This is a genomic window from Hoylesella enoeca JCM 12259 (assembly GCF_000613405.1).
GTDB lineage: Bacteria > Bacteroidota > Bacteroidia > Bacteroidales > Bacteroidaceae > Prevotella > Prevotella enoeca.
The window spans coordinates 37,675-52,744 of sequence record NZ_BAIX01000010.1; the positions used below are offsets into that span (position 1 = coordinate 37,675).

A 15,070-nucleotide genomic window follows, 5' to 3' on the forward strand; every position below is an offset into this window, starting at 1 on the left:
CAAGCTCCGATAAAGAGATGAAGTAAAAAGTTGCTTTTCTCGTATTTTATCCCTAACTTTGCGGGAAATAAAAGGACTATGGGTATTTTCGGACTTTTTAATAAGAGCAAAAAAGAAACACTCGACCGCGGCTTGGAGAAAACCAAGCAAAGCGTTTTCGATAAACTGAGCCGTGCGATTGTCGGTAAATCCAAAGTGGATGACAGCGTGCTGGACGATTTGGAGGAAGTGCTGATCACAAGCGATGTGGGGGTGGAGACCACGCTGAAAGTCATCGGTCGGATCGAGGAGCGCGTGGCCCGTGACAAATATGTCTCCACAGGAGAGCTGAACGGCATCCTGCGCGACGAGATTGCAGCACTGCTAGCCGAAAACCATAGCGAAGACAACGAGAATTGGGATCTCCCCACAGATCACAAACCCTATGTGATTCTTGTCGTGGGTGTGAATGGCGTGGGGAAGACCACCACGATCGGCAAATTGGCCTATCAATTTAAGAAAGCCGGAAAGAAAGTATTCTTAGGAGCGGCCGACACGTTTAGGGCCGCAGCCGTGGAGCAAATCAGCATCTGGGGTGAGCGCGTGGGAGTACCCGTAGTAAAGCAACAGATGGGTAGCGATCCGGCCTCAGTGGCTTTCGATACGCTAAGCTCAGCCAAGGCCAACGGCGCTGATGTGGTGTTGATCGACACAGCAGGACGGTTGCACAATAAGATCGGTCTGATGAACGAGTTGAAGAAGATCAAAGACGTGATGAAAAAGGTGTTGCCCGAAGCTCCCGACGAGATTATGCTCGTGTTGGACGGATCAACAGGTCAGAACGCATTTGAGCAGGCCAAACAATTTGCCGCTGTGACACAGGTCACGTCACTGGCCATTACGAAACTCGATGGTACGGCCAAAGGCGGCGTGGTGATCGGGATCAGCGACCAGCTAAAAGTGCCAGTGAAATACATTGGATTGGGCGAGGGAATGGAAGACCTTCAGCTCTTCAACAAACGGCAGTTCGTAGACTCGCTTTTCAACGTTAGATGAGAAAGAATCAGGTAGATATCATCACGATGGGGTGTTCAAAAAACCTTGTCGACAGTGAACTTCTGATGCGCCAGTTCGAAGCCAATGGCTATCGGTGTACACACGACAGCAAGTCGCCGCAGGGCGAGATCGCAGTGATCAATACATGCGGATTCATTGAGAGTGCGAAAGAAGAAAGCATCAACACCATCTTGGAATTTGCGAAAGCCAAAGAAGAAGGCCGGCTGAATCGACTCTATGTAATGGGCTGTTTGTCGCAGCGCTACCAAAAGGAGTTAGAGCAAGAGATTCCGCAAGTGGATAAATTCTATGGAAAATTCAACTATAAATTATTGCTTCAAGAGCTGGGCAAGGCCGATGTAGCTGTGTGTGACGGTCGACGAAGCCTCACGACACCGCGGCATTATGCTTATCTGAAAATCAGCGAGGGTTGCGATCGGCATTGTGCTTATTGCGCAATCCCGTTGATTGTGGGTAAACATCACAGCAGGCCCAAAGAAGAAATACTGCAAGAAGTGCGCGAGTTGGTGGCTATTGGCGTGAAAGAGTTTCAGGTGATCGCGCAGGAATTGACTTACTACGGTGCCGACATTGATGGCAAACGCCATATTGCCGATCTTGTCAATAGTATCGCAGACATTCAGGGCGTGAAGTGGATTCGGTTGCATTATGCTTATCCCAATCAGTTTCCCATAGAGCTGCTGAATGTGATACGTGAGCGACCGAATGTCTGCAAGTATTTAGACATCGCTTTCCAACACATCTCGGATCACGTCTTACAGCGGATGCAACGGCATGTGAGCAAGGCAGAGACAGTGTCGCTTATTGAAAAGATCCGTGAGGCTGTGCCCGGTATTCATCTGCGCACAACACTCTTGGTGGGATTTCCTGGTGAGACAGAAGCCGACTTCGAAGAGTTGATGGACTTCGTGCGTTGGGCGCGGTTCGAACGGATGGGAGCTTTTACCTATTCCGAAGAAGAGGGGACATACAGTGCTCAACATTTCGAAGACGATATTCCCGAAGCCGTGAAGCAACAGCGCTTGGATCGCCTGATGGCCTTGCAGCAGGATATCAGTGCAGAGATCGAGGCCGATAAAGTGGGACAAGTGATGAAAACGATCATCGACCGCAAAGAGGGCGACTATTATATCGGACGAACTGAGTTCTGCTCACCGGAAGTAGACCCCGAAGTTTTGATTCCTGCAACTCGCGCACTGCGTCGGGGATGCTTCTATGATGTGAGGATCACGGCAAGCGAAGAGTTCGATTTATATGGGGAGGTGGTATGAACAACAAAGACTTTATTACAGAACTGGCACAGCGCTGCGGTTACACACAGGCCGACACGCAGAAATTAATGCGCACGCTCATCGACAAGATGGGCGAGACCTTCGGCGAGGGAGACAATCTTTTGGTATCGGGCTTTGGCACGTTCGAAGTGAAGAAACGCTTAGAGCGTGTGGCTGTCAATCCTGCAACCCAACAACGCATGTTGGTCCCTCCTAAATTGGTGCTGTGTTTCAAGCCGGTTCCTTCGGTTAAGGCTCGATTAAAGAATGGAGGAGACACGAATGAGTAGGCGGAATATCCTCGATTTGGCAGCAAGTCTCGCTGAGAAGCATGGTCTTTCGGCAGATGATGCCACGCAGTTCATCAACCAGATCTTCGATGTGCTGTCAGATGGTTTGCAGTCTGACAAGCAAGTGAAGATCAAAGGTCTTGGCACTTTTAAGGTGACAACCATCAATTCGCGTGAGAGCGTTGATGTAAATACGGGCGAGCGAATCCTCATCAATGAACGAGACAGAATCTCGTTCACCCCCGACACATCTATGCGCGATTTGGTAAACCGTCCGTTTTCACAATTCGAGACCGTGCCTTTGCGTGACGATGTGGAATTTACCGAGCCGGAAGCACAGGCCGAGCCGATCGAAACAACATCGTATCAAGAGACACCGATTCCAAATCAGTTATCGAAGAGCGAATTGACCTTGTTAGACACGGCATCCGAATTGGTCATTCCGGAGCCTGACACAGAAGAGTCGGCTCCCGTAATCATCGAGCAGCCGCAACCTGTGATCGAAGAACCGATTCCCGTAACAACGCCCGAACCCACAACTGAAATCATCGAAAACACGCCCGAACCAGATCGGCAGATAGACGAATTAATGTCACAATTGCGTCGCAGCCATCGCTTGATCTATACATTGGTGGCGTGTCTTTTCGTGCTTGTGATCGGGGGCGCCGCCACCATCTTCTACGTGATAAATCAAGTGAATGAAAGCAGTCAGTCCTCCATCGTCGCCCCCTCCACACCAAAAGCGGTCAGCCATCGACCTGCACCGAAAGTCGTGGTAAGTCCCCCCTCCGCTCCGTCTCAAAAGATTCAGAAACCGACACCGGAGCCAGAACAGCCGCAACCCGAACCCGAAGATCCGATGCTTGTCCAATACAATCGAGACATCCGAATCCGCACCGGCGCCTATCGCATCACCGGCATAGCCACCACCGTTAAAGCTCGTTCGGGTCAGACGCTGAGCGAAATCAGTCGCACCCATTTAGGGCCGGGAATGGATTGTTATATCGAGGCCGTCAACCCCGGCGTTACAAATCTCCAAATGGGACAAAAGATAAACATTCCGAAGTTGGAACGGAAGCGCAAGCGCAGTCTTTCTCCCCGCTAACTTTTGAGGTTTCGGCCGCGGCCGAAACGTCATTTTTCTAATTTTTTGCTCGTCGGGCCCCCCCGACGCTTCATTTTTCCATTTTTTGGGGTTTCGGGACATCCCGACAGCCAATTTTTCTTCCGAGCGGCCCGTCGGGGCATCCCGAAACGTTGTTTTTCTAATTTTTTGCTCGTCGGGACTCCCCGACAGCCCATTTTCCTTCCGGGCGGCCTGTCGGGATCCCCCGATGCCTCATTTTTCCAAATTTTTGCCCGTCGGAACTCACCGACGGACTATTTTTTGCTGGGTACTCCTTTGGCAACTTCGCAGATTTGTGCTACCTTTGCAGACAATCAATTGTGCATCGTCTATGATCAGAAATATACTTATAGCAGTGTTTTGTGTTGCATTATGGGTTGGAACTCCTGCCATGACAATGGCAGGGCTGGGTTCTGAATGGACAGAGAATTCGGTTCAGGAGCTGACTATTTCTGTCAGTGAATCGACTTTACATATTACCGGAGCCAACGGCGAAGTGCTTAACATCTATAATTTGGCAGGTGTCTGCGTGTTGAGTTTTAAGATTGACGGGGCCGACAAGCATTATGAACTCAATCTTCCGCGGGGTTGCTATATCGTGAAAGTGGGTAAAGTGGTTCGTAAAATATCAATCCGATAGCTTGTTTTGAAGATTTTCCGATGTCTGCTTGTTTTCGGGGTTGCATTATTTGTTTCATGTCACGAAAAGCAACCGAATCCCAATCGTGACTTATCCTTAGCGGCTTACGAGGGATTGCAAACCGAGAGATTCGAGATGAATCCGCAACTTATTCGGGCGGCTATCGGCAGGCTGTCCGCTGCCGACAGAGATTCGATGACGGCTGATTTCAAAATCAAGAGTTATTACTTACGCCATCTTCCTTTTCTCTGGATCGATCGCCATGGAGTGGATCACAAGGCAGATACGTTGCTTGCTTATCTCCGTGAGGTCGATAAAATGGGATTCAACGGGGAAAAGTTTCGTGTGCGAGAGATCGCAGAAGATCTCGACAGATTGCGAACATTGCAGGTTGGGCAATCGATTAATAGGGTTTTGGCGCGTCTTGAATACAATCTCACCAAGGCTTATTTGCGTTATGTGATGGGGCAACGCTTTGGTTTTGTTAATCCACAGTATGTTTTCAACAGACTTGATGTTTACAAGCAAGATTCGTTGGGTGTCACTTATCGTGGGCTCTTCGACATTGGAATGGATCGTCCCGGGCAGAGGTTTTATCGCACGGCGCTACGCAAAATTATTGCAGACAGTGTGGGGCAATATCTGAGAGAAATACAACCACACAATGAGTTGTATCATCGGTTGATCGCCGTGCTCAACAACAAAAAGCTGTCGCGTGTAAACAAAGAAAAACTCTTGTGTAATATCGAGCGAAGTCGATGGCGACTGCATGACATGCCCGAACGTCACACAAAATATGTCATAGTCAACATTCCATCGTTTCATCTCTTGGCAATAGATGGTGACAGCACACTGTCTATGCGCATCGGATGCGGTACTTGGGATACGAAAACGCCTTTGTTGACCAGCTCTATTCATCGGATGGATGTCAACCCACAATGGATTATACCGCGGAGCATCATCGAACGCGACATTATTCGGCACACTGGTGATAAGAGATATTTTGAAGAGCGGCGCTTTTTTGTTCGTGAGCGTCGCACAGGAAAACGTATTGATATATCCCGAGTGACACCGGCCATGCTTCAAAGCAGGGACTATTTGGTGATTCAAGAGGGTGGCGAAGGCAATTCGTTGGGGCGCATCATCTTTCGTTTCAACAATAATTTCTCTGTTTTCTTACACGACACTTCGTCCAAAGACGTGTTTCGGCAGAATGATCGCGGCGTTTCTCACGGTTGCATTCGTGTAGAGAAACCGTTTGAGTTGGCTGTCTTTTTGTTGGGACATCAAGACACAAAGATTATTGATAAGATTCGTTATTCGATGGAAGCAGACGTCAGTGGCATCGGACATAAGTCGGCAAAAGGTGTTGGAGAAGAGTCCGAAACGCTTCTGGATCGCTCTCGACTAATTAGCAATATACCGCTGAAAAGGCCTGTACCGCTGTTTATAACTTATTACACGATCTATCCGTCGCCGCAAGGTGAACTCCAAGAATTTCATGATGTGTATGGATTTGATCGTGTGATCTATGATCATTTGCGCAATTATAGATAGTGAATACAATGGCGTCAGAGGAAAATAGATTGCTTAAACGGCTGTCAGATCCAGCTACCCGACGACAGACTTTTGCTGAATTGGTGCAGCGATATAGTGAACCGCTATATTGGAAAATCCGCCATATCGTCATTCGGCACGAAGATGCAAATGATGTTTTGCAGAATACTTTTGTCAAAGCCTGGAATAATCTGAATGCGTTTCAGGGTAAATCCCAGTTCTCTACATGGCTTTATCGCATTGCCATCAACGAGTCTTTGGATTTTCTTCGGCGACAAAAGACGATCGTTTTGTTACGTTCTCATGCAGATTTGAGTTTGGCCGACCGATTGATGGCTGACGAATATTTTGATGGAGATGCAATGCAAGCACGATTGCAAGAGGCAATTGCCAGTTTGCCCGATGTGCAACGGACGGTGTTTAACCTGCGATATTATGATGAAATGAAATATAGCGAGATGAGTCAACTGCTCGGAACGAGTGAGGGAAGCCTGAAAGCGAGTTATCATTTGGCTGTCAAAAAGATTACGGCATATTTTAAACGAACCGATTAAACCTTGGCTCCCCAGTCTACGTCTCAATAAAAAAGAAAAACAAAATGGATAGAATTGATGATAAGCTTGAACTGAAATTCGGTAGGAAATCACCTTTTCGTGTGCCTGATGATTATTTCGATCATTTCGCTTCAGATTGATAGAGCATCTACCGGAACCACAAGCACATATCATACCAATACGAACGAAGCCCTCAAAGCATACTCGCCGATTGTTTATTGCAGCTGCAAGCGTGTGTGCGGTGTTATTCGGTGTAGGTGTTTATTGGCGCATGTTGCCGCAGAAGAATCCAGAAAAGCAGTCGGTATCTGAAATTCAGAGAATATCGGATGACAACTATATGGATGCAGCAGCCGATTATACCATGCTTGACAACGAGCAGATTTATGCTTATGTGGCAGGTGATTAACCAAGATTTATACAACAATAGATATGAAAAGACTTCTGATATTCATTCTTTTATATATGGGATTGATGCCCATTTATGCTCAAAAAGGTAAGTTCGACCCCATCAAATTCCAAGCTGATTTAGAACAATTCATCACCACACAAGCGGCTCTTACACCGCAAGAAGCCGCAGCCTTCTTTCCCATCTATCGAGAAATGGCGACCAAGCAGCGGGCGCTTTTCGATCAAATGCGCCGCTATCATCATGTCGACACGTCTGATGATAAGGCTTGCCAAGAAGCTATACGTGTGATGGACAAAAATGATATAGAGATCAAACAACTACAACAAGTTTATCACGCGAAGTTCTTAACATTTCTTCCGGCTGGCAAAGTGATGCGGGTTATCAAAGCAGAAAACAAATTTCATCGAATGGCTTTTAAGCGAATGGCACCCAAATAACCCTATCGCAGATCCCAAACCAAGCAAATAAAGGAGCAACGGCATCATCAAAATCTATTTTGGAAAACTTGCTTTTCTCATATTAATTACCTAAATTTGCGAAGACAGTTTATGTTTCACTAAAATCTTTATGGCTATGGATAGAAATGAAAACTTCGTGATTACGATTAATCGGCAGTTCGGAACGGGCGGACATGCAATTGGTGCCGCTTTAGCAGAACGATTAGGTGTGAAACTCATTGACAAACAAGTTTTGAAAGCTGTGGCCGAAAAGTTCAACCTGACAGAACGTGAGGCCGAAGATTTAGAGGCACGTCGTCCCTCATGGTGGGAAGATTTCTCACACTTTTATCAAAGTTTTGTCGTGATGAATGAATATCAGGCAATTGGTCGCGATATCACTTCCCGCCAATTATTTTATGCACAGGCAGAGGCCATGAAACGAATCGCGCACGAGGAATCATGTGTTGTTATCGGGCGTTGTGGCTTCAATGTGTTCTCGGAGCATCCCAATCGTCTCAGCATCTTTCTGCATTCCCCCATCCGTCGACGTGTCATCCGCATTATGGACCGCTATCATGTGGATGAGGAAAAAGCGCGACTGATGATCGAGGACAATGATTACACCCGTGAAATCTATACGAAAACTTTCACGGGAAAAGATTGGTATGACACTCGCAACTATGATTTGGCTTTGGATGTGACCAAATTCGGTATAAATGGAGCCGTTGATTTCCTTTTAAAATTTATCGACGAGTAAGATAGATTTGAGGCCGTATTGTCATTCACCTTGCATTATCACGGTCATGTCAATACGGCTTATTTTTTACATTTTCTTTTAAAACCTTTGCACAGTTAAGAAACTTTCCTTACCTTTGCCCCCGACTTCGCCTCCTTCCGCCCCCTAAGTTAGGGGGATGGGGGTCTGAACAAGAGAGAGGCCGATCAAAAAGAACAAAAAAGAGATGATAAAACAAGCAAATATAAACAGCCGTAACGCGATGCAAAAGAACACCAATTCTCTTGCATCTTTTAACGCTTTATATTTGCATATCTCGGAAAAAGTCTTAACACACACACACACACACACACACACACACACACACACATCGCACCTGGCGTAGACACCTTCACGGCTTCACCCTACGCGCGCGCGTAAGGCGTGGGCTAAACACCAATAAACAAAGGGCTTCTCGGAGTTCCCTTTGTTCTCTTTTTCATGCCCTTTTGCCAACCGGCAAGGGGGAAATTTTCACGAATTATTCACTCAAAACATAGTGATTATGAATCAAAAACAATTAGAGAGATGGGCTTATGCGAAGCCAACGATTGAGGCGATCCGCTTGGAGCCGCACAGTGAGTTGATGGAAACCTCATTCCCCAGCCAGCACAATCCCGGCCAACACGGCACAGGTCCTGCCGGTGCCAAGCAAGGATGGTTTGACGAGGAAGATGAGGACGAAAGCCTCACCACCTCCACGGGCGAAGAGAGCCTTTGGGATTAGAGAGAGTTATTAATTAAGTAAAACAGAAATGAAAGATTACATGAAGACAATCAAGACATGGACGCTGTTGGTGGCAGGATTGCTGCTGACAGCCAGCTGCGCCAACGACGACGTAACGCAGAAAGACGCAGAAAAGGATAACGGCACAGAAAAGAACTTGACCACGTTCGTAACCGGTGCAGAGCCGACCTCGCGCACCTCGATGGACTATGTCAGTGGTAATTTCTATTGGGAGGCAGACGACTATATCTACGTGCAGGACGACAACGGCGCATGGCAGAAGAGCAGCAACGCACCAACAAGCAAGACCAGCTACTTCAAGTTCAAAGTATCTGGTAAGTTCAACAACCATGCCACCTACAAGGTTTATTACCCAGGTAAGAATGGCAGTAACAACCAACTGACAATCCCCGCTGCACAAACACAGACAACTCCTAGCACTACTGACCACTTCGGTACATCAGGCGATTGTGGTACAGCAGACGCAACAGGTACAGTAGGTGGCAAGTCCTTTTCCTTCCAACTCGAACACCAAGCAGCTATCCTCGTCTTCGAACCCTTCACAAAGAATGCCGTGTTTAAGAACTGCTATCTAACCAAAGTAGAGGTTACCGCCGATAATAACATCGCAGGCAATTACACCCTCGATCCTAGCAACGGCGAGATTACAGGCTCAGGTAGCGACAAGCAAATCATCCTCACCACTAAAGGTAGCGGTGTATACGCTGATGGTTTCAAGTTGGACAACTCTACCAGCAGCACCACCGCTGACAAGATCTATATGTTTATCAAACCAGGCACACACAAGCTAAAGATTCGTTATTGGTTGAAAGACCTCGTCACTGGTACAGAGGGCACCATCACCAAGGCTCCCGGTTCATTCGCTTACGATAAGAATACCTACTATGACATGACTGCTGATCTTGATACCCGCGCCTACAGTGGGCACGACTATTATATGTGGGATGCACAGCAGCAATACTGGTATGGTTACGAGTGGACAAAGAACTTGCCAGGAAACACAGGCCAGCCGACTGTCAGACTAGGTCTTCCAGGCGCAACAACTTCCAGCAACTACGCCCAGAACAGCAGTGATGCTAACCATCGTTGGTATAACGAGGGCGGCGGTTCAGGTCTCTTCGATGCAACTCATAGTTGCGCAGGTCTTCCTAACGTGAACGAGATGACGTGGTACGCCGCAAGTGGTGAGCCCCGTTGGGACGCAGACGAATTATGGACAACTATGGGTCATTTATATAAAGGTGGTATGTGGTTTAAGAAGAAGTCACAGATAAGCGGTTACAACAGCAACACGGCTTACGACGGCACAGATTGGCGTACAACAGGAAAAACTTACAGCTGGACCCCATCTAATACTCTTCCTTCCGCAGCCGATGCAAACAATTACTTCTACCTGCCGCCTCGGGTTTCTACAACTCTGGCCAGCTGTACCTCGTTGGCTACTTCGGCCACTATTGGTCGTCAAGTGCTGACCCGGGGAGCAGCGGCAACGCGTGCTACCTGAACTTCGGCAGTGGTTTCGTCGTCGTGACCACCGGCGACCGCACCTGGGGGTACAGTGTCGGCGCGTTCGAGTAGTCCTTGCGATTGTCTTTTACCGGTGTCGCCCTCGAAATAAACATGTAATATATGAGAAAAAAAGTGAGCAGAGTGCCACGCTCCAGCAACTTTTCGAGCAATTTCACGCTAGAGCGTCACGCTCTGCTCACTTTTTACGCAAAAACAACGCAGCGCGTCACGCTCCGGCAACTTTTCGAGCAATTTCACGCCAGAGCGCCACGCTCTGCTCACTTTTTACGCAAATACAGCGCGGAGCGTCACGCTCCAGCAACTTTTTGCCCGCTGACCAAGCGGAGCGCCACAAAATAAGAACTTATTAACAAAAAACTAAGAAAAATGAAACAGATCCAGAAATTTGACATCGGGCACCTGGCCAACGGCGCCCATTTCCTGTTTATCACCGACGTGACGGAGTGCGCCGAGAAAGACGCGAAGTTGAAAACGAAGGCGGCGGGCGAAATCGCGACGCTGCGAAAGGCGCTCACGGCAGAAGACGCGGCGCTGAAACTGGCGCAGAAAAATTTGCTTTCGGACGAGATCAAACGGGCCGACGAACGCCGCGACACGTTGTATAGAACGTTTAAGAAATTTGTCGAGGCGGCGGTGGATTTCCCCGTGAAAGCCTCGGCCGAAGCCGCTGTCCGACTGCGTCAGTTGCTGAAAGAATACAACATCAACCCGCAGATGCAGCTCGACCGCGAAACGGGTATGCTGCTGAATTTGATCACCGATCTGTCGGGCAAATTCAACAACGATGTGATGCGGCTGGGGCTGACGCCGCTGTTGGTGGAACTGAAAACGGTGAACCAGCAACTGCGCACGGCCACAAACAAGCGGACCAATGACCGGATGCTCAAAATCATTGGTCAGCTCAAACTGCTCGCGCCGCCTCTGACGAGGCCTATCGCACGTTGGTGCTCAAAGCCAATGCCTTGGCCGTGATCGAGGGCGAGGCCGATTACGAGCCGTTTATCGCCTATGTGAACGAGGAGGTGAAGCACTATAAGGAGGAGGCGATGGCGCGTCCGAAGAAGCAGGACGGCGAGAAGAAACCTTCAACCAGCAAGAAGACGGTGGAAAAATTGCTCCCAGCTTTTGAAGAGGAGAATGGCTTCGCCCCCGGCACGCTTTCGCTCACCGGCAAAACGGCGAAAGACGAAGATGGCGCCAAACTCTACGAACTCGTTTCATTAAGCGGCGAATCCGTTTGGGTGAAAGTCGAGGATGGGAAGCTGGTGAAGGTGGAGAAGGCGAGTTAAAGGTGAAAAGGTAATTTGAACTGGAAAGGGTGAAAAGATGGCTGGCGAGCTTCTTTTCACCCTTTTGCTTTGTTGTTGGGTGGTGGTGGACTTATGATTACGTGACAGTGCAAATAATTTCATATTCTATATCTTTTATTCTTCACTCCGTATGGCGGTTTGGGCATGTGAATCCGAATGGTTGAGATGACGATTTGCATGAAAAAGGTTGAGTGGTGTTTGGCCTTTTGTATTGATTTGGCTATATTTGCAGGCATTTAAATAACAATGAAGACATTAACAATGAGAAACTTCCTATTACTGGTCTGTTACCTGCTGGCCGTGTGTCAAGCGCAGGCTCAAAAGAAGCCTTTGGATCATTCTGTCTATGACAGTTGGCAAAGTATCACAGCGCCACAAATCTCTGACCGCGGTCAGGTGTTGACTTATCTGATCAGTCCGCAGCAAGGCGACACCACGCTTGTGATTCGATGGAATCGAAATGGGCGTGAGTTGCGTATTCCGCGCGGTTGCAAGGCTCGTATTTCGAGGGATGAACGATTTGTGATTTGCACGATCAAACCCTTGTTTGACGTTGTGAGACAAGCTCGAATCAAGAAGACCAAAGCCGAAAAGATGCCCAAGGATTCGCTGGCTATCGTCAGTTTGCCGAGCGGGAAGATCAAGAAATTCAGCGATGTCACGTCGTTTGGTTTTGCGCCAAGAGGCGGGTCGGCTGTGGCTTTTCTGTCATCCGACACCACCTTGATCCCCAAGAAACTCCGCAGCAATAAGGATGTGGGTAAACCTTTGCTCGTTTATCATTTGCAGACGGGAGTCATTGATACGATTCGATATGTCAAGTCTTACGCTTTCAATCGGTTGGGCGATTGGCTGACCTATACGCTTCAGCCCAAGAAAAAGAAGACCTTGGTGGGCGTTTACGATGTGTCCACGCGTGAGCAAAGTGTTGTTTCTGACACGTGTGTTTATCATTCGCTTCCGAAATATGCTTTTTCGGGCGACAAAATGTTGTTTCTTGCATCGCAAGATACGGCTTCCAGCGGTTCAAAGAAGTGTTACTTGTGGCAGCTGAAACGTGGAGAGCGAAAAGCCCAACAATTATTGGCCCCCACAGATGTGCAGAATATGCCTGCGGGGTGGGGGATCAGTGAGCACAGCGCGCCCTATTTCAGTCGTGATGGGAAGCGTATTTTCGTGGGTATCTCACCATACATTGCGCCCAACGACACCACGATCGTGTCGTTTGAAAGTCCTTCGCTCGATATTTGGAACTATGATGCTGCCGAGCTTCCACCGATGCAAAAAGCCAATAAAAGCATGATTGCCCGCCGCACTTGCCTCGGAGTCTATGACGAATCAACGCGTCGGTTGGTGCCGCTGACCCATTCGTTGCTCGACAAGATATATATGGTGCAGAGAGGTGATGCGCCGATCGCTTATTCCAAAGATATTACGCGCACCATCGTTTCCACGCAATGGGATATTCAAGCACCCGAAGATATCAGTTTGATCGACCTCAGTAACGGCATCCGAAAGCGGATTGCGTCGGCGTCATGCAGCGGATTGACGATCTCTCCAAGCGGTAAATATCTGGCGTGGTTTGATCTCAAAGCGCGTCATTGGATGCTTTACGACGTTGCGACAGCGCAAACACGCAACATAACTCAGCAGCTGAAAGTGAACTTCTGGAATGAACAGGCAGACACGCCGAGTTTTCCCGAAGAATATGGGATGGCTGGTTGGACACGCAATGACAATGATCTGCTCATCTATGATCGCTATGATATCTGGCGAATTTCCACCAATGGGAAGACTGCTGCCGTGAATCTCACGGGCGGCGAGGGCCGAAAGACGCTGCGGACATTTCGTTATCTCAACACCAAAGATCCGGATGACGACCAGAGTATTGCGCCGAATGAACGTTTGTTGTTGAGCGTTTTTGATACAAAAACCAAGAAGCACGGTTTTGCTTCGGCATCTGCAAGCGGCCATGCAGCACCTTCGATCGCCGTGCTTGACGGCTATTCTTATTCTTATCCGCTCAAAGCGAGGGAAGCAGAAGCCTATATCTATATGCGCGGCAATTTCCAAAAGCCGATGGATGTGTATCTCACCGACAATCGATGGCGCACACAACAGCAATTGAGTCATATCAACCCGCAGCAGAAAGACTATAATTGGGGTAGCGTGGAATTGGTTCATTGGACTGCCTACGACGGCACGCCGCAGGAAGGTATGCTGTATAAACCCGAAAACTTTGATGCAAAGAAGAAATATCCCGTATTGATTTACTTTTACGAACGTAACTCAGATAATCTTTACAATTATATAACACCGCAACCGAGTTGGTCGATTATCAACATCACTTTTTATGTCAGCAGAGGTTATCTCGTGTTTGTTCCTGACATCACTTACAAAGCTGGAATCCCCGGCGAATGTGCTTTCAACAGCATTTGCAGCGGAGCTGAAGCGCTGGCAACAAACAGTTGGGTGGACAAAGACAAGATGGCAATTCAAGGACAGAGTTGGGGTGGTTATCAAGTGGCTTATCTGATCACGCGCACCAATATGTTTAAAGCTGCCGGAGCAGGTGCACCCGTGGCCAATATGACCAGTGCTTATGGCGGAATCAGATGGCAAACGGGGATGAGCAGACAATTCCAATACGAGCAAACACAGAGTCGCATCGGTCGAACGCTATGGGAGTCGCCCGAGAGTTACATCGCCAACTCGCCGCTTTTCAAGTTGCCGAACGTCACAACGCCTGTTCTCATCATGCACAACGATGCCGACGGAGCTGTGCCTTGGTATCAAGGTATCGAACTCTTTATGGGTCTTCGCCGGCTGGGTAAGCCCGCTTGGCTACTGGAATACAACGATGAAGCCCATAACCTGAAGCAACGCCGCAACCGAAAGGATTTGAGTATTCGTCTGCAACAGTTCTTCGACCATTATCTGAAAGGTGCGCCCGAACCGTCGTGGATGAAAAACCAATTCTCGATTCTGCGTAAAGGACAAGAGTTCGGGTATTGACGACGAGCATTGAGTCATTCTTTTTCGCACGAAAACGATCACATGTTGACATCGTTTTCGTGACAGATCAATTGATAAAGAAATGTAAGATGTAGGCAGGCTATATTGAGTTGTATTTTCATTATTGATCTATTGTGCGCCGTTTAACGTTTAGTGGTCTTGCAATTTATGCTTTTTCATAAGACAATTAAGCGTTAAACGGCGCGCAATTAACAGTTAATTGCAACACTGCTTACAACAAATAGCTCATTCACTGCTATATATTTTCGAGAAACACAAGAGTAGATTATTCACAAATAAATTACACAAAACGGAAAAGAAAGATTGCTCTTATTTTTCAAAAGTT

General features: G+C 47.9%; 13 protein-coding genes and 1 pseudogene. All 14 read left to right on the top strand.

Annotated elements, in window-relative coordinates:
* Positions 1-78: 78 nt before the first annotated feature.
* The 14 genes and pseudogenes from ftsY to JCM12259_RS05030 all read left to right on the top strand — a co-directional run bounded on the left by ftsY (position 79) and on the right by JCM12259_RS05030 (position 14,724).
* The gene (ftsY, locus tag JCM12259_RS04965; RefSeq protein WP_025065637.1) at positions 79-1,035 is read left to right on the top strand and encodes a signal recognition particle-docking protein FtsY; all 957 of its coding nucleotides are present in this window, start codon (positions 79-81) and stop codon (positions 1,033-1,035) included.
* On the top strand, positions 1,032-2,327 hold the full coding sequence (gene rimO, locus JCM12259_RS04970; RefSeq protein WP_025065638.1) for a 30S ribosomal protein S12 methylthiotransferase RimO: 1,296 nt from the start codon (positions 1,032-1,034) through the stop codon (positions 2,325-2,327). Before ftsY ends, rimO begins: the two co-directional genes overlap by 4 nt.
* Positions 2,324-2,617, top strand: coding sequence for an HU family DNA-binding protein (locus tag JCM12259_RS04975; RefSeq protein WP_025065639.1), 294 nt, complete (start codon positions 2,324-2,326; stop codon positions 2,615-2,617). Before rimO ends, JCM12259_RS04975 begins: the two co-directional genes overlap by 4 nt.
* A complete protein-coding gene (locus JCM12259_RS04980; protein WP_025065640.1) occupies positions 2,595-3,722 on the top strand; it encodes an HU family DNA-binding protein in 1,128 nt (375 codons plus the stop codon). The genes JCM12259_RS04975 and JCM12259_RS04980 overlap by 23 nt, the downstream gene beginning before the upstream one ends.
* A gap of 418 nt (positions 3,723-4,140) precedes the next feature.
* Positions 4,141-4,383 carry a T9SS type A sorting domain-containing protein gene (locus tag JCM12259_RS04985; protein WP_309546406.1) on the top strand — a complete coding sequence of 81 codons (243 nt, stop codon included), beginning with the start codon at positions 4,141-4,143 and terminating at the stop codon, positions 4,381-4,383.
* A gap of 135 nt (positions 4,384-4,518) precedes the next feature.
* Positions 4,519-5,940 carry a L,D-transpeptidase family protein gene (locus tag JCM12259_RS04990; protein WP_025065642.1) on the top strand — a complete coding sequence of 474 codons (1,422 nt, stop codon included), beginning with the start codon at positions 4,519-4,521 and terminating at the stop codon, positions 5,938-5,940.
* Between the two features lie 8 nt (positions 5,941-5,948).
* Complete coding sequence (locus JCM12259_RS04995) at positions 5,949-6,494, top strand: RNA polymerase sigma factor (protein WP_025065643.1); 546 nt, start codon at positions 5,949-5,951, stop codon at positions 6,492-6,494.
* Between the two features lie 211 nt (positions 6,495-6,705).
* Entirely contained in the window at positions 6,706-6,903 is a 198-nt protein-coding gene (locus JCM12259_RS16480; RefSeq protein WP_148299574.1) for a hypothetical protein, read from the top strand.
* Positions 6,904-6,926: 23 nt separating this feature from the next.
* Positions 6,927-7,343 carry a hypothetical protein gene (locus JCM12259_RS05005; RefSeq protein WP_025065644.1) on the top strand — a complete coding sequence of 139 codons (417 nt, stop codon included), beginning with the start codon at positions 6,927-6,929 and terminating at the stop codon, positions 7,341-7,343.
* A 136-nt stretch (positions 7,344-7,479) separates the two neighbouring features.
* Positions 7,480-8,103 (top strand): cytidylate kinase-like family protein, encoded by a 624-nt coding sequence (locus JCM12259_RS05010; RefSeq protein WP_025065645.1) that lies wholly within the window; start codon positions 7,480-7,482, stop codon positions 8,101-8,103.
* Between the two features lie 523 nt (positions 8,104-8,626).
* Positions 8,627-8,848, top strand: a complete 222-nt coding sequence (locus JCM12259_RS05015; RefSeq protein ID WP_025065646.1) for a hypothetical protein — start codon at positions 8,627-8,629, stop codon at positions 8,846-8,848.
* Positions 8,849-8,876: 28 nt separating this feature from the next.
* Positions 8,877-10,373 carry a hypothetical protein gene (locus JCM12259_RS13915; RefSeq protein WP_374188307.1) on the top strand — a complete coding sequence of 499 codons (1,497 nt, stop codon included), beginning with the start codon at positions 8,877-8,879 and terminating at the stop codon, positions 10,371-10,373.
* A 392-nt stretch (positions 10,374-10,765) separates the two neighbouring features.
* A pseudogene (locus JCM12259_RS13920) lies at positions 10,766-11,688 on the top strand (DUF6261 family protein).
* Positions 11,689-11,955: 267 nt separating this feature from the next.
* Positions 11,956-14,724: a S9 family peptidase gene (locus tag JCM12259_RS05030; RefSeq protein WP_081784156.1), complete on the top strand. Its 2,769-nt coding sequence runs from the start codon at positions 11,956-11,958 to the stop codon at positions 14,722-14,724.
* Positions 14,725-15,070: the final 346 nt, after the last annotated feature.

Excerpts from the sequence above, each read along its gene's own strand:
- JCM12259_RS05030 (WP_081784156.1), top strand. The coding sequence starts at position 11,956 with ATGAAGACATTAACAATGAGAAACTTCCTATTACTGGTCTGTTACCTG.
- JCM12259_RS13915 (WP_374188307.1), top strand. The coding sequence starts at position 8,877 with ATGAAAGATTACATGAAGACAATCAAGACATGGACGCTGTTGGTGGCA.
- JCM12259_RS04995 (WP_025065643.1), top strand. The coding sequence starts at position 5,949 with ATGGCGTCAGAGGAAAATAGATTGCTTAAACGGCTGTCAGATCCAGCT.
- ftsY (WP_025065637.1), top strand. The coding sequence starts at position 79 with ATGGGTATTTTCGGACTTTTTAATAAGAGCAAAAAAGAAACACTCGAC.
- JCM12259_RS05010 (WP_025065645.1), top strand. The coding sequence starts at position 7,480 with ATGGATAGAAATGAAAACTTCGTGATTACGATTAATCGGCAGTTCGGA.
- JCM12259_RS04990 (WP_025065642.1), top strand. The coding sequence starts at position 4,519 with ATGAATCCGCAACTTATTCGGGCGGCTATCGGCAGGCTGTCCGCTGCC.
- JCM12259_RS05005 (WP_025065644.1), top strand. The coding sequence starts at position 6,927 with ATGAAAAGACTTCTGATATTCATTCTTTTATATATGGGATTGATGCCC.
- JCM12259_RS04975 (WP_025065639.1), top strand. The coding sequence starts at position 2,324 with ATGAACAACAAAGACTTTATTACAGAACTGGCACAGCGCTGCGGTTAC.
- JCM12259_RS04980 (WP_025065640.1), top strand. The coding sequence starts at position 2,595 with ATGGAGGAGACACGAATGAGTAGGCGGAATATCCTCGATTTGGCAGCA.
- rimO (WP_025065638.1), top strand. The coding sequence starts at position 1,032 with ATGAGAAAGAATCAGGTAGATATCATCACGATGGGGTGTTCAAAAAAC.
- JCM12259_RS05015 (WP_025065646.1), top strand. The coding sequence starts at position 8,627 with ATGAATCAAAAACAATTAGAGAGATGGGCTTATGCGAAGCCAACGATT.
- JCM12259_RS04985 (WP_309546406.1), top strand. The coding sequence starts at position 4,141 with ATGGCAGGGCTGGGTTCTGAATGGACAGAGAATTCGGTTCAGGAGCTG.